16 protein-coding genes are annotated in these 18,258 nt (G+C 58.5%); 2 read left to right on the top strand and 14 right to left on the bottom strand.

Going from position 1 to position 18,258, the window contains the following annotated elements; all coding sequences use genetic code 11:
- Positions 1-168: 168 nt before the first annotated feature.
- The 6 genes from ACQY5R_RS15175 to ACQY5R_RS15150 all read right to left on the bottom strand — a co-directional run bounded on the left by ACQY5R_RS15175 (position 169) and on the right by ACQY5R_RS15150 (position 8,550).
- Positions 169-2,451 carry a NahK/ErcS family hybrid sensor histidine kinase/response regulator gene (locus ACQY5R_RS15175; RefSeq protein WP_428609872.1) on the bottom strand — a complete coding sequence of 761 codons (2,283 nt, stop codon included), beginning with the start codon at positions 2,449-2,451 and terminating at the stop codon, positions 169-171.
- Positions 2,452-2,454: 3 nt separating this feature from the next.
- Complete coding sequence (locus tag ACQY5R_RS15170) at positions 2,455-3,615, bottom strand: FIST N-terminal domain-containing protein (protein WP_428609871.1); 1,161 nt, start codon at positions 3,613-3,615, stop codon at positions 2,455-2,457.
- A 171-nt stretch (positions 3,616-3,786) separates the two neighbouring features.
- Positions 3,787-4,221 (bottom strand): cytochrome c-550 PedF, encoded by a 435-nt coding sequence (gene pedF, locus ACQY5R_RS15165; protein WP_428609870.1) that lies wholly within the window; start codon positions 4,219-4,221, stop codon positions 3,787-3,789.
- A gap of 445 nt (positions 4,222-4,666) precedes the next feature.
- Positions 4,667-6,004 (bottom strand): NAD(P)/FAD-dependent oxidoreductase, encoded by a 1,338-nt coding sequence (locus ACQY5R_RS15160; RefSeq protein WP_428609869.1) that lies wholly within the window; start codon positions 6,002-6,004, stop codon positions 4,667-4,669.
- A 194-nt stretch (positions 6,005-6,198) separates the two neighbouring features.
- Complete coding sequence (locus tag ACQY5R_RS15155) at positions 6,199-8,046, bottom strand: aldehyde ferredoxin oxidoreductase family protein (protein WP_428609868.1); 1,848 nt, start codon at positions 8,044-8,046, stop codon at positions 6,199-6,201.
- A 24-nt stretch (positions 8,047-8,070) separates the two neighbouring features.
- The gene (locus tag ACQY5R_RS15150; protein WP_428609867.1) at positions 8,071-8,550 is read right to left on the bottom strand and encodes a 4Fe-4S dicluster domain-containing protein; all 480 of its coding nucleotides are present in this window, start codon (positions 8,548-8,550) and stop codon (positions 8,071-8,073) included.
- A gap of 235 nt (positions 8,551-8,785) precedes the next feature.
- Here ACQY5R_RS15150 and ACQY5R_RS15145 point away from each other — a divergent pair, with 235 nt between their 5' ends.
- Positions 8,786-9,193, top strand: coding sequence for a hypothetical protein (locus tag ACQY5R_RS15145; protein WP_428609866.1), 408 nt, complete (start codon positions 8,786-8,788; stop codon positions 9,191-9,193).
- A 208-nt stretch (positions 9,194-9,401) separates the two neighbouring features.
- Complete coding sequence (locus ACQY5R_RS15140) at positions 9,402-11,483, top strand: 4Fe-4S binding protein (RefSeq protein ID WP_428609864.1); 2,082 nt, start codon at positions 9,402-9,404, stop codon at positions 11,481-11,483.
- Positions 11,484-11,578: 95 nt separating this feature from the next.
- On the opposite strand, the gene ACQY5R_RS15135 is transcribed toward ACQY5R_RS15140, so the two are convergent.
- The 8 genes from ACQY5R_RS15135 to pqqA form a co-directional block, all read right to left on the bottom strand.
- Positions 11,579-12,322, bottom strand: coding sequence for a creatininase family protein (locus ACQY5R_RS15135; protein WP_428609863.1), 744 nt, complete (start codon positions 12,320-12,322; stop codon positions 11,579-11,581).
- A 2-nt stretch (positions 12,323-12,324) separates the two neighbouring features.
- The gene (locus ACQY5R_RS15130; protein ID WP_428609862.1) at positions 12,325-13,527 is read right to left on the bottom strand and encodes a M48 family metalloprotease; all 1,203 of its coding nucleotides are present in this window, start codon (positions 13,525-13,527) and stop codon (positions 12,325-12,327) included.
- Positions 13,527-14,438 (bottom strand): hypothetical protein, encoded by a 912-nt coding sequence (locus tag ACQY5R_RS15125; RefSeq protein WP_428609860.1) that lies wholly within the window; start codon positions 14,436-14,438, stop codon positions 13,527-13,529. The genes ACQY5R_RS15130 and ACQY5R_RS15125 overlap by 1 nt, the downstream gene beginning before the upstream one ends.
- Entirely contained in the window at positions 14,422-15,510 is a 1,089-nt protein-coding gene (gene serC, locus ACQY5R_RS15120) for a 3-phosphoserine/phosphohydroxythreonine transaminase (protein WP_428609859.1), read from the bottom strand. The genes ACQY5R_RS15125 and serC overlap by 17 nt, the downstream gene beginning before the upstream one ends.
- Positions 15,511-15,523: 13 nt before the next feature.
- Positions 15,524-16,033 (bottom strand): hypothetical protein, encoded by a 510-nt coding sequence (locus ACQY5R_RS15115; protein ID WP_428609857.1) that lies wholly within the window; start codon positions 16,031-16,033, stop codon positions 15,524-15,526.
- A gap of 100 nt (positions 16,034-16,133) precedes the next feature.
- Complete coding sequence (gene pqqE, locus ACQY5R_RS15110; RefSeq protein WP_428609855.1) at positions 16,134-17,282, bottom strand: pyrroloquinoline quinone biosynthesis protein PqqE; 1,149 nt, start codon at positions 17,280-17,282, stop codon at positions 16,134-16,136.
- Positions 17,251-17,541 (bottom strand): pyrroloquinoline quinone biosynthesis peptide chaperone PqqD, encoded by a 291-nt coding sequence (gene pqqD, locus ACQY5R_RS15105; RefSeq protein WP_428609854.1) that lies wholly within the window; start codon positions 17,539-17,541, stop codon positions 17,251-17,253. Before pqqD ends, pqqE begins: the two co-directional genes overlap by 32 nt.
- A gap of 140 nt (positions 17,542-17,681) precedes the next feature.
- On the bottom strand, positions 17,682-17,756 hold the full coding sequence (gene pqqA / locus ACQY5R_RS15100) for a pyrroloquinoline quinone precursor peptide PqqA (protein WP_260292450.1): 75 nt from the start codon (positions 17,754-17,756) through the stop codon (positions 17,682-17,684).
- Between the last annotated feature and the right edge of the window lie 502 nt (positions 17,757-18,258).

The following is an 18,258-nucleotide window of genomic DNA, read 5'->3' as shown; positions in this document are numbered from 1 at the left end:
CTTACGTGGCATACGAAAAGCCGGGGGAATGCAAGTCAATACTTTGCGTCTTTAGTGGTTGGTATCTATCTTCCGGGATAACTCCCGGGTTCACTTTCCGAGGGCAATTGGCGGCAGGGCCAATTCCCCTATACGCGGAAAATCGTCATCAGGTCCGCACGATTCGGCTCAGGAAGAGCACTCCTTGGCCTTCAGGCTGTGCGCCATCCAGGCCCGCAGGCGGTGAGGCTTGAGCGGTTTATGCAAAACCCGGTAACCAGCCTTAGATACTTCACTGCGCATCGCATCACTACGATCGGCCGTCACCACGATCGAAGGAGCGTCGATCCCATATTCGCGTTTCAGGAATAGCAGAATATCGACCCCGGTTATCTGATTATCCAGATGGTAGTCGACAATCAGAAAATCTGGCCGCAAGCTTCCGCCCTCAATCAATCGACACACTTCCTCCAGATCACCGGCGGTGAACACGGCGCAACCCCACGACTCCAGCAAATGATACATTCCCTCACGGATGGACGCTTCATTATCGATCACCAGCACAGACGTCCCATGCAACGGCATCTCCAGGCTGGGCAGGGCCCGCTGAGTGGGTGCTGCCGCACGTACCAGACGATTGGATATGGGAATCTCCACCGCAAAGGTGGAACCATGGCCCAGGCGGGATTTGACAATGACCGGCACATCCAGCATCTCAGCAATACGCTTAACGATCGCCAACCCGAGACCGACCCCGGGCGCCCCCCGCTCTCCGGACTGTTTGAGCTGGTGAAACTCATCAAAGATGGTATCCAGATCTGTATCACTGATACCCAGTCCGGTATCGGTTACCTGAACGGCCAGCCTGTCCCGGTGGCGCCGGCAACCGAGGAGTATCTTGCCCTGGTATGTGTATCGCACCGCATTGGAGAGAAAATTCCGCAAGATACGCTCCAACAGCTTACGATCACTGGTAACCGTCACAGACGAATCGACCATGCGCAGTTGTAGCCCCGACTCATTGATCAACGGTTGATACTCTTCCGTCAACCGCCGTAACACTTCTGAAATAGGGAAGTCACTGAGCTTGGTGGGTACCGCCCCGGCATCCAGCTTGGAGATCTCCAATAGCGTACTCAACAGATTCTCCACCCCCTGCAGCGCCATATCGGTGCGCTCCACCAGACGCTCCGTGTTCTCCGCCAGACGCTGCTCTTGCAAGGTCGAGATAAACAGACGCGCGGCATTCAGCGGCTGCAGCAGGTCATGACTGGCGGCAGCCAGAAAACGTGTTTTACTGAGATTGGCCTCTTCGGCGGCGGCGGTTGCGAGGCGTAACTCCTCCTCCACATCCAGACGCTCAGCGATCTCCTGGCGTAGCTGCTCGTTAAGTGTGGAGAGCGCAGCCGTACGCTCACGCACCCGCTCCTCCAGATGCTCCTTGGCTTCACTCAACTGCATGGCCGCCTGACGTCTGGCCGTGATATCGGTATAGGTCGTGACAAAACCGCCATTCGGCATGGGATTGCGACGTACCTCCATGACACGTCCATTGGGTCGGACATATTCGAAAAAGAATGAACTGGATGCACTCGCCTGCTCCAGCCTATCCTTTACCGATCGCTCCATGTCGCTCGCATACTCTTCGCGGTTGGCATTAAACTGGAGATATTCGCAGAATGGCATCCCCAGACGGACCAGGCCGGGAGGCAGTTCCAGCAGATCAACAAACCGCTGATTCCAGGCAACCAGAAGCAACTCATTACTGTATACCGCCACGCCCTGGCTCAGATTATCGATGGAAGCTTGCAGCAGCACCGATTTTTCAGCCAACTCTTTCTGACGTCGTAACTCTTCCTGCTTTTTGATATCGGTGATATCGGTATAGATCCCGACCACGCCGCCGTCACCGGTACGCCGTTCCGTTACCTTTAGCCAGCGCCCGTCAAACATACGCATGACAAAGGCGCCTTCAGGATTCCTGTGTCGTTTAAATCGATCTTCCAGCCACTGCTGACGATCTTGCAGGGCGAGCGGCACCCGGCAGTTATCGATCAAGTCCTGTGACAACACCTTAAACGAACTGCCATAGGGTACATTCCCCTCATCCAGTCCCCAGTATTCACGGAATTTCGAGTTGCACAGTACCAGGTTATCGTCGGTATCAAACAGGGCAAAACCTTCGGAGACACTCTCCACTGCCTCGACCAAACGCATGCGTGCGGTATGCGCCTCGGCATTGGCTTTATTCAGCTCGTCATTGGTCTCTTCAAGCCGCTTCATCGCCGCTTCAAGTTCGCCGGTACGATCGCGTACTTTATCGTCCAACAGAATCGCGGTTTGGAACAGCGAGAAGGCGCCACCCTGCACATCCATGGTACGTTCCACCTGATTCATCAGAGCGGTGACGATCTTGCGCAGGCGTTGCACCTCATCGCCGGTGCCTGGCTGGATATCCAGATAGGCGACCATTGGCTATTCCTTCTCCGATTGCGGCGCACCGATCGCCACGCCGGTAAAGGTCTGGTTGACATGCATCCCGCCAAACTGCTCCCCGTAAGTATTGAAACCGATCACGCGATTGGCTTGAAACAGTCCTTCAACCCGTTTGGCCACTTCAGGATCCTGCATATATTCCAGTCGGCGAAACACGCAGTCACAACCGATCACCAGTTGCGGCTCACCCACATGTTCACGTATTTTTTCGAATGTCTGGGAAAGGTTATCCACCAGATCGACACCCTCCGCCACGGTCAGCACGATTCCTTCACCGATGGCACAAAAAAAGGTCAAACTGTCATCCTCGGCCAGTTGGCGTATCGAGCGCACATAGTAGGCGCCGCCGACGCGCACCATGACCGGGTGTGAAGCAAACGTCATGGGATCGAGGCGATCATAGTGGATACCCACCAGACGGGCATACTCCATCCCCGCCGAGACTCCATTGATCTCACTGACATTGCGTGTCGCTACATCGGCTTCGGTAATCACCATCTTGCGCTCCCCGGCCACAAAGTGCTGGGTACGGAATACCTTGAAGGGACAGACGGTATTGATCATACATAGCACCGCCACGTCGTCCTGAGTCTCTCCGTTGTAGTAGATCAGGGTTTTACTGAATTGCAGATCATCGGCGGCCGAACCGCCAAATAGCGGAATATCACCAATCTCACCGTGAACCGCACTGAGCACAATCTCTTCTACGCCGCTCAACCCATCCACCAGCAGAAAGCCAAAGGTATGGCCGATCACCGGCGCCACCCCCCGCTCTGCGAGATCGTTCTGCAGTTCAGTGACCCGGCTGCGCGCCAGTTTCATATCGAACCTGGAGAGATGGGGCAACACGGTGGAGGCCAGACTGAAGCTATCTCCGGGCAAGGCAAAACCGCAAAGACTGCTGTTCAGGCAGCCCCGGTTGTTAATTTCACCCGCGGTAGTACAACCGATCACCTGGGACTGCGGGTAACGTTGCGACAGGGTTGTACCCACCTGTGCAATATCAAGGTGGGTGGAACAGAAAAATATGACCGCTTCTGGCGTAAAACCACCGAAACACGCTATCAGCTCCTCCACTGCCTGTTCGGTATCGCTGTTTACCGATACCCCTGAAGCAATCTGTTGTGCCTGACGTGTCACGTGATTCACTTCATCCTGGACAATAGCGTCCTTTGAACAGCATCATATCGCTGCGCTTTCATGAACCGATGCATTGACGAAAGCGGACCGAAAACAACGGCATGGTTGAAGAGGAGGCAGACGATTTCGATTACACCGCCTTACCCTCCGGATGCCTTGACGGCCGCCGGATCAATCCTCGCCCCTTGAATCGATATAAGTACGGATCGCCCACAACCCTTCCTGCGAAATGGTTCCAAGGAATTTCGGCATATAGACCTTACCGTCACGCACGGCCCCGTTGGTGACACGCTCTTTGAACCAGTCATCGCCATCGGGGGTTTCCTCCAGATAGCGCAGATCGGGAGCAATACCGCCAGAAATCACTTCCAATCCATGACAGCGGGCACAGTTTTGGTTGTAGGCGGATTTACCTATTTTTTGAGCCAGCGGTTTCAGTTCATCATTCTCACGGAACGGGTTGGTTTCCACCCACTCTTCTCCCAATACCGGCAGACCGGATGTATCCACCGCCTGCGGCGTGACATCGCCATGGGCAAATAGCGTTTGCGAAAAGCCCAGCGACAGAGTCAGTCCAAAGATAATAAGCGGACGATAGGTAAGCATTAGCGGTCTCCTCCTATGGCTGGAACAATCCCGCCACAGCACACATTTCAAATCTCACACCCGGATGGGTGAGTGTCGTTTGGTAAAATCGCAATCGACCCGGTTAGGTATCCGTCCTGATCCCTGTTCTGGAAAAGGAAAGCGGCGTGATGCACCGGGACAGCCTGCGTTGGATAGGTCTGTTTCAACCCGAACCCGTCGCGGCGGATTCACACCATTTATAAACCATGCGGCGAACCGAGACTCTTCAACTTTGGTTGAATTGGCTGCTATCGGCGACCGTCTGCCGACGCCATATATTCACTGTTTGTACGCAAAACAGTTCACCTTTCAGGAACCGGTCAAACGGCCCATTTCCAGTGAAACGGTTGCGCGTAGGAAAGTGACTGACGCCTCCCCCGCCGCATCGGCGAGGGAGGGATTAACAAGGCCACAGCAAGCGAACTTACTGTTGTGCGCAGGAGAGATACGCGTCCATGATCAGGTGGGGGTTTTGCTTTAACCGTTCTTTCCAGTGGCCCAGTGCGACCCGGCCTTCAATCAGCCCACGGATGACACCGATATGGTTGGTACGGCCGACACATTGCGCGCCGACCAGACGATCGCCCTCAAACTCCAGACGCATATATCGGTAGCCTTCTTTATCCTGCATGATCGTCTGGTCGCCACCCGGCACGCCGTCCCACTCGCCAAATGAGACCGAGATCAGACCCAACGTATCCAACACGTTCATCTGCATGGATCCGCGATAAGGAGTCGACTTACCGGCCATATTCTGGGCGGCAATTCGTCCGTGGTCGGTGGCGGTCGGTTGAATGGCGTGCACCACACGATCACCGTTTTCAAAATCCGGTCCCTGGGCCACATCACCCACGGCATAGATATGCGCATCGCTGGTACGCAGGTATTCATTGACCAACACGCCCTGATCCACCGCTAAACCGGCATCCTGCAGGTAATCGAGATTGGATTTCACACCGGCCGCCACCACCACCAGGTGAGCCGGTATCTGTTGCCCGTTGTCCATATCCACCAGCAGGGTATCCTCATCGCTGGCCGGGTTGGCTTCCACCTGGGTGATACGGGTAGAGGTATGAACATTGACCCCTTTTTCCTGACACCACTGTTTAAGCATGGTCCCCGCCACCGGATCGAGCATGCGCGGCACCATTCGGTCGCCCATCTCCACCACAGTCAGGTTGACGCCGCGCAGGGCCAGCGCCTCCAGGATAATACAGCCGATGAACCCGGCGCCCATCAGGACCACATTGGCACCGTCATGTGCCAGCTCAATAATTTGACGCGCATCCTGCAGTGTCCAGCAATGATGCACCCGCGGTAGATCCAGTCCTGGAATAGGCGGGCGGATCGGCCGCGCCCCAGTAGCCAGGCAGAGCTGTTCGTAGCGAACCCCACTACCGTCATCCAGCGTAACCCGTTTGGCCGTTGCATCGATACCGATGACCCGGGCGTGCCGGAACTGGATAGCCAGATCCTCATAATGGCCTTGTTGTTGCCGCAGATAAGTGCCTGATTCACCCACCTTTCCCACCAACAGGTAGGGAATTGCCATGCGCGAGTAAGGTGGTTCCGGCTCATCGCCCAGCAGCAGGATGGAACCATCCGGATCTTGCCGACGCAGATTTTCCACGACTGACACACCGGCAGGCCCGGCACCGACTACCACATAACGGTAGGCGGTATCCGCGGCGACAGAACCGGTATCCGTGACTTCCTCTGCTTGAGGCTTATCGCCGCCAAACCATCGCTTCAGTAAGCCCATCAATGTTCAATCTCCTCTCTAATGAGCAAATTCGCCCTGATATTGTCGACTGAAACGGTTCGCTCCTCACCGCTCCCTGGTAGGGTGTGATGAGGAGCGAACCGTCCCAAAGGTATTGCGTACGGCAGCAGATCGATCGGGCATTTACCTCATACAATCCATCCCGGTCGATCCGGTGCCGGCTGCGCTTAACCTTAGTCCAGGCCGAGACGCTGCAGGGTCTCCCCCGTCGGCACCCCTTCCGCATTCCAACCACGCAGTTGGTAGTACTCCGGCAGCATCTTGCCCAGCTCATTGACCTTGCCCTTGGCAGGCCCGGTCTTGGCTGCATCCTTGAGGATCCGTTTGGGCAGGGTGTCATCCTTGCCGGTGAAGCCGGCCGCCAGGTTAAACTGACGCTCCATGTTCCAGATGCGCTCACCGGTTTCCAGCATCGACTCCACCGTCCACTCGCCCTCACAGGCACCGTTCACCTGGGGAGCAATGTCTTCCATGCTCCAGGCGAAGGTGGTGAAGATGCACAAACCGCTGGCGTCCACCGCCGCTGTCGCATCCTGGAACGCCTTCACCAGGCCGGCCTTGCCGGTAGTCTCCAGCGGATCGGTCTTTTCCGGGATACCCAGCACCTCGGAGGCCACCGTATAGGAACGCAGATGACAGGCACCGCGGTTGGAGGTGGCATAGGTCAAACCCATACCCTGAATACCGCGGCTGTCATAAGCGGGGAACTCTTGTCCCTTCACGCCCATGTGCAACTCGCCGCGGCCATACTTCTCGCACAGCCGCTTCGAACCCAGGCCGATCTCACGACCGAAGCCCTCGCCCTTGGCCGTCAGTTCAGTGACCTGCACCAACGCCTCGGCGTTGCCGAAACGCAGTTCGATGCCGCCGGTCTCTTTGGTGGTAATGACACCTTCCTCAAACATCTCCATCGCGGCAGCAATCGTCGCCCCGAGTGTGATGGGGTCCATACCCTGTTCGTTACAGATGAAGTTGGCGAAGGTGATCGCCTCCAGATCATTCACCCCGGTATCGGCTCCCAATGCCCAGGCGTTTTCGTACTCCAGGCCGCCGGATGCAATCTGATACTGGGGACGATCCTTGACGGTGAAGTGGCTGCGCTCGATCTTGGAGACCCGCTGACAGGCGATGGTACAGCCGAAACAGGCGGCGTTGGTGACCAGGTTCTTGGTGCCGTCCTGACGCACTGCATGCATCGCTTCGCCGGAGATATCGTTGGCCCGCTCAAACTGCACATCGCGGTGATTGTTGGTCGGCAGGGCTCCGATCTCGTTGATCACATTCATCAACACTTGAGTACCGTAAGTGGGCAAGCCTTCACCGGTTACCGGATTGCCGGCCAATACCGCCTTGCCGGCCTTAACCGCATCCATGAACTGGCCCAGGTTATCCACTTTCACGCCCAGGTTGCCGCGAATCGCTACCGCTTTCAGATTCTTCGAGCCCATCACGGCGCCGACACCGGAACGTCCAGCCGCGCGGTCCAGATCATTGACGATACAGGCAAACTTGCAGCCCTCTTCACCAGCCTTACCGATGGAAGCGACACGGATCAACGGGTCCTGATGTTTGGCCTTGATACCCTCTTCGGTATCCCAAACCGAACGACCCCAGAATTCCGCCGCATCGATCAGTTGCGCCTGATCGTTCTGCAACAGCAGATAGACCGGCTTGGGCGACTTGCCCTCGAAGATGATCATGTCCCAACCGGCGTTCTTCATCTCGTTACCGAAGAAACCACCTGAGTTGGAGCAGGCGATCGCACCGGTCAACTCACCCTTGGTGGTGACGGTATAACGACCGGCCGTCGAAGCCGCCGTACCGGTCAACGGACCGGTAGCCATAATCATTTTATTTTCCGGTGACAACGGATCCACCTTCGGATCGATCTCTTCCACCAGATATTTTGCCGCCAGTCCACGCGACCCCAGGAACTGATGCGCCCACTCCATATTGAGCGCTTCAGTCGTACAGGTGCCAGCCGTTAGGTTGACACGCAGAAGCTTTCTAGCCCATGCCATATGATTAACTCCCGATAACTATTGTTAAGCGCTGGCTGATGCGCCAGTGTCGGTTTTGGCCGCCCAGGACCGCATCTTGTCGAAGCCGGTCGCTTCTGCATCGATATACAGAATGGCGCCGGTCGGACAAGCCTTGGCACACGCCGGATCACCATCACAGAGATCGCATTTCGCCACTTTGCCACGATCGGCGACATAGTTGATGGTGCCAAAGGGACAGGCTATGGTGCACACCTTGCAACCGACACAGGCGGAGTCCGAGACTTCCTTGGCACCGGTCTGGGCATTGATGCTGATTGCGCCGGTCGGGCAGGCACGCTGACACCAGGCTTCGGCGCATTGTGTACAGGTGTAGGGAACAAAGCGTCCCTCATCATGAAATTTGAATACTCTGATCCGAGATTTGCTGGAGCTGAAGACGCCGTCATGTTCCATCGAGCAAGCGATTTCACACTGGGTACAGCCGGTGCATTTCTCGGGAATAATGTGCAGAGATTTTTGCATTCTTTCCTCCCCGGAATGTTGCCCCTCTCCAGCCATGCATCGCCTGCTGTTGCTGGTTTGAAGGCGTTAAAAAAACGAATAAAATCCGCTCAACCACTGAGTTTACCGGGGAATCTTTCCCTCACAATTGAACTAAAGGCTTATGTTCATATGGACATAACGATCCGGCTGGAACAAGGCTCCACAGCCCGTATACCGGCGAGGCAGCACACCACCCCAATTCGACCAAAGTAGCATGCGCCACTTGATCCTGATCAAAGTGAGGATGAACCCCCTGCGCAGAAAATATACGCCAACTTTTTACGTCACTCTTGAGGTAATCAACTTGACTCTTATCGGACACAACTCGGGGGATCTGACGGTCAGCATCAAAGTACGCGCCTTCAACTCGATGACCAAATTTTGCAACCCGGAGCAACTGGAGCGCGAAATCTGCTACCCGGTCGGCGCCACCATCGGCGACATCGTCAAAGACTTCAACATTCCCCTTTCAGAACTGTTTCTGATCCTGGTAAACGGCCGCGACGTGGCACCCGGCTGTGTGGGTGACATACGCCTGGCCCATCAGCTCGAGGATGGCGATGTCATCGCGCTCTCCGGCCCGGTCCCCTACAGCTTCGGTTACGGCGCACCTGTGGTCTGAACGCCAAAAGAGTCGCCAAGATTGGCGCGCACTCCCACTAAAGAAACAAGGTATTACAGCGGCATATGCGTTCCCACGCAGAGCGTGGGAACGAGATAAGCGCTTGAGAACGCGGCAACCACTGACCTTCGACTTAGGTTGAATAGAGCTTCACCCACCGATCCACTAGTTTCCAATTATCTTGGATGCGAGGTCGGGAGGGTGAGTCGTGCCGCGTCTATTGGGAGTCTTACTAGTATGGGCGTGGGTGGTCGCCTGGCCATCCGCCAGCCAGGCGGCACTTGACGCCGAGCAGCTCGCCCGCCAAGTAGTGCCGCCAATGGCACTGGGCAGCAAGGATGAACGACTACCCGTTTGGCAACTGCTGAACAGCGGCGGCGCCCTGGCCGGCTATATCTTCGAAACCCGGGAACTGGCACCCATTCCGGGCTTTTCCGGCACCCCAATGAACCTGCTGGTCAGCATCGACACCGACGGCAACTTTCTCGACATCAAGGTGTTGGACCAGAATGAGCCGGTCTTTGTCAGCGGCCTCGGTCCCCGTCCACTGCATGAATTTCTCTATCAGTATCGCGGCCGATCCCTCGCCTCCAACATCAAGGTACTGCCTGCCGGCGTCCATAAACCGGCAGATGCCACCGATGCCGACAGCTATTTCGACGGCGTCACCAAGGCGACCGCCTCGGTGCGTATCGCCAACCAGACCATTCTCTCCGCCGCGTTGAAAGTGGCCCGGGAGAAACTCGCCCATATCGCACCCAAGCCGGCCGGACATGCGCGTCAGGATCTGTTCGAGCCGATGCGCTGGGCTCAGTTGGTCGAGAGCGGACTGGTGCAGCATCTGCACCTCTCCAACCGGGATGTGCAGCTGGCGTTCGCCGGCACCTCCTTTGCCGATGATGATCCCGAAGCCGAGCAAGATCCGGAAGGACTATACCTGGACCTCTGGATCGCCGACCTGAATCTGCCCAGCGTGGCCAAAAACCTTCTCGCTCCGGCCCCCCTCGCCACTCTGCAGGGACAGTTGGAAGCGTCGGAAGAACCGATCCTGCTGCTGGCCAACGGCCGGCACCGACTGGTAGCGGCCAATTTCGTGCGCAACTCTGTGCCGGATCGCCTCTCCCTCCGGCAACAGGGCTTTCCCATCAGTCTGCGCGACGCCGACGCCGAGATAGGACTGCTACCCGGTCTCCCCGACTTCGAACAAGCCATGATCCTGCGGGTCGATACCCGTTTTGGCTTTGACCCCGCCTCACCCTGGAATTTCATCGTCAAGGCACTGCGTCAGCACGGCTCGTTCCGGCCGGCCACCGGCAGCCATGAATTTGTCCTGACCCAGCGGCCCGATCCACGCTATTTCGTTCTGCCTGCGCCGGATCAGGCGGGACAACAGCCACCCTGGTTGGCATCCTGGCGGGACAAGGCGCCGGATCTGCTGTGGCTGTCACTGTTTCTCGGCCTGCTCAGTTACCTGCTGTTGCGCCACCGGCAGCGCCTCACCGGTCCCGGGCGCCTCGCCACCCTGCGCCCGCTGTTGCTACTGATCACCCTCTTCTTTGTCGGCTGGTGGGAGCAGGGCCAGCTCAGCATGGTTACACTGATGGGTTTGCTGCGGGCCATTTTCCAGACGCACAATTTCGCCTTTCTGCTTTACGATCCGGTCTCATTGCTGTTGTGGGTGTACACCCTGATTACCCTGATCGTGTGGGGTCGGGGCACCTTCTGCGGCTGGCTCTGCCCGTTCGGTGCGCTGCAGGAGTTCGCCCACACCCTGGGCAGGAAACTGGGAATTAACGAATGGCGGTTGTCGGCGGACCTGACCCGCCGGCTGGGCTGGATCAAGTACGTGATCCTGGCCGGCCTGATCGGCAGCCTGCTGTTCGCTACCGCCCTGAGCGATCGCCTAGTGGAGGTGGAGCCGTTTAAAACTGCCATCACCCTCACCTTCCAACGCGCCTGGCCTTATGTGCTCTACGCCGTCGCCTGCGTGCTGGTTTCGATGGTGGTGTTCAAGGGCTATTGTCGCTTTCTCTGCCCGCTGGGGGCGGCCCTGGTGCTGGGCGGCAAACTGCGGCGCTGGGATTGGTTGGTGCGGCGCCAGGAGTGCGGCACTCCGTGCAAGCTGTGCTATGTCACCTGCCGCTACGAGGCCATAGAGCGCCAGAGCGGTGCGATTCGCTATGATGACTGTTTCCAGTGCCTGGAGTGTGTGGAGATCTACGACGATACCACGCGCTGCGTGCCGTTGATCCAGCAGGCCCGTTCAACCAAGGCAAGTACCGTCTCGTAGGCGCAACCCCCTGTGGTTGCTTGCGCTATCAGAATAGACACTGGAATCGATAAGGGCGGGCATGGGAACCCTCCCCTACACGCTCTGGAGAGTGTTTACCCGCCTTCGGAAAAAAAGGTTGGCACCTGCTGCGCCAACCCGCGCACCGCTGCATCGAACAGCACCTGCCCCTGGGCCGGGGTCGCCAGGTCAGGCCAGGAACCCATCCGGCCATCCGGGTATTTGGCACGAAAATCGGCCGCCCCCTGTACCTCACTCTGCAGCGGACCGGGTGGCGGCAACGGCTGCTTACGGATCAGATCCGGCCGCAGGTACTGGATTACCGCAATCTCGCTCGGCGTGGCGTGGCGCCCCTCCTGATCACCGTAGTACTGCTTGCGCAGCCGCACCACCTCTGCCACCTCATACCAGTTAACCAACGTACAGCGTAGCGGCCGCTGGCCCCCTCGCTCCCGCTCGCCGGTCTGAATCTCGCTAAAGGCCGCTTTGAGGGTGGCGATATTGCCGCCGTGACCATTGATAAAAAAGAATTGGCGGAAACCGTGCTGAGCCAGTGAGTGCAGATAGTCCTGCAACAGGGCGATCAGGGTCGAGGGTCGCAGTGACAGGGTCCCCGGAAACGCCATGTGGTGCTCGGCCACACCGATACTGAGCAGCGGCCCGACCAGCAGATCGCTACGCACCCCGGTCTCCCGTGCGATCGCCTTGGCCACCATGGCATCGGTGCCGATGACACCGCTGGGACCGTGCTGTTCCGTGGAACCGATCGGGATCATCAGACCATCACTGCGCTGCAGATAGTCTTCGACGTCGGGCCAGGTCAAGTCGTGAAGCTGCATGTTCAATACACTCCCAAGGGGGTATGGCCGAAGGGCTCGGCCGCACGCCGCGCCGCCGCCTCACGGAGACGCTGCAAACGATCGGCAAGCCGCGGATGGGAGTGGTAAACCCGACTGAACCAAGGGTCCGACTCCGTCGCCGCACCGTTATGGCGGGTCAGCTTGAGCAAGGCACAGGCCAGCGCATCCCCGTAACCGCACGCCTCGGCGAAGGCATCCGCCTGATGTTCAAATCCGCGGATCATATGGGCGAACAGCGGTTTGACCAACAGGGCGGCCGTGGGGGACAACAACCAGAGCAGTGCCAGACCACTACCGGGCGCCCAGGCCAGCGTCGCGGCCAGCCAACTGAACAGACCGATCCAGACGGTTGCCACAAACAGTGTGCAGAGCTGATACAGCCCCAGGTGACGCCCTCCGAGATGGCCGACTTCATGCGCCACCACCGCCATGATCTCCTCCGGTTCCAGTATCCCCCGCAGGGTATCCAGCAACACCACCCGACGCGAAGCACCGAACCCGGTAACCTGGGCATTGCCATGGGACGAACGTCGCGAGCCGTCCATCTCCAGCAACGGGCCCACCCGGACGCCCGCCTGCAGCGCCATCGCCTGCACACGGTACTCAAGCCCGGCATCATCATAAAGGCGATAGCGGTTAAACAGAGGGGCGATCAGCGTCGGCCACAACGAAGAACGCGCCCAGACAAATCCGGCCCAAAGCAGCGCTACCCCCCACCAGCCACGTTGCCAACCGGTTTCCAACAGACCTGTCGCCGCGGCCGCCAAAAGCGCGCCACAGAGCAACAGCAAACCACCCTTGATCAGGGTATCCCGAAAAAAACCGCCCAGGCTTTGGCAAGCGTATCCAAAGCGGCGTTCCACACCCCAGACACGCAGTAGCGCGATACCGCGCTGCATGGCCGCCTGCAGCATGAGTATCGAGAGCAGCACCGCTCCATTGAGCAACCAGCCATGGAGACCGGTTTCCAGCCACAGCCGGTTGAGCCCGTCGAGCCCGGCCGCCAGCATCAGCAACACGAACAGCGCTTCTATGATTAATCCCAGCAGGGTGACCTGCAGTCGCCGAACGCTGTAGTTGGCCATTGCCGAGCGTCGCCATTGGAAGCGAATCTCCCGACCATAGAGCCAGAGCTGCCACAACAGCCCGCCAATAACCACTATTCCCAGCAATGGCAGATTCATCAGGCGGCCTCCCGATCCGGTTTGGGCTGGAGCCGTTCCAGCAGCTGTTGAGGGATCGTCACCCCCCGGCTGAGCACGGCGCTGAACAACTGCACCGCCGTGGCACCGGCCGCCAATCGACCGGCTATCTGTGACCCGTCGACGATGCCGCCCACCGAGATCAGCGCCGTCTCCCCCAGCAGCGATTTGACTTGCCGCAAGGTGTGACAGACCGCGGATTCGGCCTGACCCGGGGCCGCCACCAACACCACGCCATCCAGGCCGGCACCACGACCCAGCAGCAAACCGTGACGTTGGCCGGGCGACAAGCGCGGAGCCAATACCACTTTGATCGCCAGGGGTACCCGCGGTCCGCCATTGCGACAATACTGGTCACGGAGCGCTACGGCCTGGGTCAACAGTGTCTCCAGCCAGAGCGGATCGGCCGCCCAACCGCGACGGGCAAAGGGGGAACTGAGATTGAGTACCAGATAATCGGCTACCGGCAACAAGGCGTGCAGACAGTGGAGATAGTCGTCCATCATTTCAGCGATCGTGGCACCCGACCTGGGACGAATATTCACCCCGTGTACCAGATCACTTTCCAATACACCTGCCCGTTTTAATCGGCGCAGGCTGACTGTCAACGTTTCGGGAGACACCGAACCCACTTCGCTGAAACCGAAGCCCGCCCGGGCCGTCCCCGGCAACAGTTGTCCGCTACGGTCAATTCCGGCTGCCAGGCCGATGGGGTTAGTGATACGTAGACCCATCAGCTGACGGGCCTGCCCTGTCTCTTGCTGTGAGGCCCGGGACCTTCCCAGACCCAACACCCAAAGCCGGCATATCGCCTGCAGCAACCGTCCGTTGCGCGCCCAGGGACCCAAACGGCCAAACCGGGGCGGCTTGCCAGGGTCAGGCCGCGGGCGCATGACACCGGGCGAAATCGTGCATAAAAGCCAGCAAGCCCGACACCGCCGCCTCGCTGACCCCGTTATACAGACTGGCACGCAGTCCGGTAGCGGCCGCATGCCCTTTCAGATTGTGCAATCCCTGGGCCTCGGCCTCGGCCAGGAACTGTTGTTGCAATGGCGCAGTAGGCAGCTCAAAGCAGACATTGACCGAAGAGCGTGCCGATTCAGCCACCCGGCAGTGGTAAAAACCGCTCTCGTCGATCGCCTGATAGAGCCAGCGGGCATGGCGGCGATTGCGCGCCGCCATTTCCGCCAGACCACCCTCTGCCAGAATCCATTTAAATACCAGCCCGGCCAGATAGAGGGCCCAGACCGGAGGGGTGTTAATGCGGGAGTTGGCCGCCGCCAACAGCTCGTAATTGAATACGGTGGGAGTAATGGGCAGTGCCCGCCCCAGCAGTGACTGATGCACGATCACCAGCGTCAGACCGGCGATACCGGCATTCTTCTGTGCCGAAGCGTATACCAGGCCGAACCGGCGAATATCCAACGGTGCCATAAGAAAGTCCGAGGTCACGTCGGCCACCAGCGGTACCGACCCGGTCTCCGGCCACTCGCGAAACTGTATCCCGTTGGCCGTTTCGTTACTGGTGATATGACAGTAGGCCGCCGCCGGATCCAACGACCACTCCGGCCACTCCGGAATATCGGTAAAACCGTTGGTCGCCCCATCGGCAACGATATTCACCCGGCAGTAACGCTTCGCTTCATTGGCAGCGCGCTGGGACCAGTGACCGGTCACGGCGTAATCGACTGACTCGCGACCGCGCAGCAGGTTCATCGGCAACAGGGAAAACTGCCCGTAGGCACCGCCCTGAATGAACAGCACCTGATAGTCGGACGGGATCGCCAGCAGTCGGCGCAGTGTCGCCTCAGCCTCGCTATGGATGCGCGCAAACGCCTCCCCGGTAAAGGGTATCTCCATCACCGACTGGCCGTTGCCATCCCAGTCACCCAACCCTTCCCGTGCCGCCGCCAGTACCGCCTTGGGGAGGGCAGAGGGTCCGGCGGCAAAGTTATAGCTGGCCATCACCGATCACCCCTCAGGTGAACAGCGCGACGCCGTGGGAACCGGCAATCATGAAAAACAGCGCGGAGAAAGAGAGGATAGTATTGCTGCGGGAAGAGAGAAAAGTGATACGCGAGCAGCGGATGCGTTCGGCATAACTCGCCGGAACAAAGCCGATCACCTTCTTTTGATGGGGCCAGAGTACCAACCAGAGATTCAGCGCCATGGCGATACCGGTCCAGACGCCGATCCCCAGCACCGCCATGCCCCCCTGCAGGGTCAGGACATCCAGCAGGATGCCGCGGTGCCAAAGCATATAAAAACCGCTTCCGAGCACCACCAGCGAAGCGTAGCGGAAAATACCGTGCTCCCGATGCAGGGCGGCTTCAAACTGCTTGCCCAACGCTTCCAACGGCGCCTCCGGGCTGGCTGGACGGTAGGCCGGGTTAACCACTACATTGGCGTAGTTGTGGCCGATCCATACCAATATCCCCAGCAGATGCAGCCAACGGGCGACCACATCGAGCAGTTCCAGACTCAACATGGCGCTCATCCGCCCGCCAGCCAAATTGCCATCAGGGAGAGCAGCGCCACCAGACTCAGGCCGGCCACAACGGTTCCACCCAGACTTTCGTGCGGCAACCTCATGGCTGGATCAGTTTCATCTTGCCGTTAATGGCACCGCGGGAACGCATCACCAGGGGTACTTGCGGTCCGCTGTGGATGCGTGCCGCCGCCACGGCGGACTGGATAATGTCGTGGTGCCGGGACTTGGAGCAGGCCGGATCGGTATTGGTGGCATCACCGGTGAGCAGATAAGCCTGGCAGCGGCAACCGCCGAAGTCCTTCTCTTTCTCATCGCAGTCGACGCAAGGTTTCTTCATCCAGGAGTCACCGCGATACAGTTGGAAGGCGGGCGACTCATGCCAGATCCAACCGACATCGTGATCGCGCACATTAGGGAACTCCACGCCATCCAGCACCCGTGCCTCCTGACAGGGCAGCGCAGAGCCGTCCGGCGCAATGGTGAGGTGGATAGCGCCCCAGCCGTTCATGCACGCCTTGGGGCGGCCGTCGAAATAGTCAGGCACCACAAAGTAGATGGTCAGGTTGTTATCCAGCCGTTTGCGCGCCTCGTTGACCCGCGCCTCGGCGTACTCGATCTGCTCCCGGGTGGGCAACAGCGCGGCGCGGTTCAGCAGCGCCCAGTTGTAGTACTGAATATTGGCAAATTCGATGTACTCGACGCCGGTCCGCTCGGCCATCGTGATGATGTCATCCACCGCATCGATGTTATAGCGGGACAGCGGCACATTGAGCACCACCGGAAAACCTTGCGCTTTGATCTCTTCGATCACTGCCATCTTTTCATCGTGGGACTGGACGCCCACCATGATGTCGTTCTTTTCCCGGTTGCTGTGCTGCAGGCTCAACTGGATCTGTTTCAGACCGCAGCGCTTGAGTTCCGTCAACCGTTCCTTACTCAGGCCCATGCCGGAGGTGATCAGGTTGGTGTAGTAACCCAACCGGTTACCCTCGTCCACCAGCTCTTCCAGATCCGGCCGCAGCATCGGCTCGCCTCCGGAAAAGCCCAGTTGCAGGCTGCCGGCGGCACGCGCCTCGCGCAGCACCTTTTTCCACTCATCGGTGGTCAATTCGTTTTTCAACTCATCGAAATCGAGCGGATTGTTACACCAGGGACACTTCAGCGGACAGCGGTAGGTGAGCTCCAGCACCAGCCACAGCGGCTTGCCGCTGCCATCAATTTTTAGCTTTGATCCAGCCTTTGCCACGAGCCACCTCCATAAAATTGTAGATATCGTCTTCAATCCCGTCGTCGCCGAACAGGATCTTCAATTTCTCAGTGATCGATTGCAGGGTCAGCTCGCCGTCGCACAGCTTGAGAATATTGCCGGCCGAATCGTTGAGTTTGATGATGCCTTCGGGGTAGAGCAGCAGGTAAGCCTGCTCCTGTTCTTCCCAGCGGAACAGGAATACCGGATTGATCACCGGTCGGTCGGAGGGGTTGAAAGGGGTGTTCGATAGGGTCACGAGGCGACTCTCCATGGACAGGCTTGGCGCTGACGGAGAACGGCATCCTTGCAACTCCACATCGCCGCCGGTCATTGTTAACAGCAGACCAGAACGAAGTTGGGGAGCCTTCTGAGCGAAAACTCCCCAACCTTCACGGCTTAACGGGTATAGACATAAGCCGTTACTTCAAAGCCCATACGGAGCTCACAAAAATCCGGAGTTTCCCACTTCATAACATTCTCCTCATGATTGGATTTACAAACCATCCTGGAACCCGGTGAACCTGAAACAACGACCCGGTTGCGATGGGTAAAGCGCCGGGAACACCAAAGTATCAAGACTCACAGACACTCTAGTAGGTGGCCTATAGGCGGACAATTAGCCAAAAGTCGAAGTGGAAAATGGCTAATATTAAGTGCGGAGCCGGGATTGCGCGACGCGGTATACGTTCCCACGCAGAGCGTGGGAACGAGGGATACGGAAATGACTGCATTCTCCCGGTGGGGTTTCGCCCGATCCCATAGGGGTAGGCCCCGTACCTACTCAGACGCCGGTAACATCAGGGCAACCACAGGGGGTTGCCCCTACAGCGACACTGGATTGACCGCCACCCGAACCCATAGGGGCAGGCCCCTGTGCCTGCCCTCCTGGACAAAGCCGCTCCCGCACATCCTTGTGCTCGGCTCTGGCTCCTGCTTCGCCCTACCTCCTCCATCCCTGGAGTCGTCCGCGGCA

This window comes from Sedimenticola sp. (assembly GCF_050289425.1).
Taxonomy (GTDB): domain Bacteria; phylum Pseudomonadota; class Gammaproteobacteria; order Chromatiales; family Chromatiaceae; genus Sedimenticola.
The sequence above is the reverse complement of the archived record's forward strand: the minus strand, read 5'-3'. Positions and strand labels throughout refer to the sequence as shown.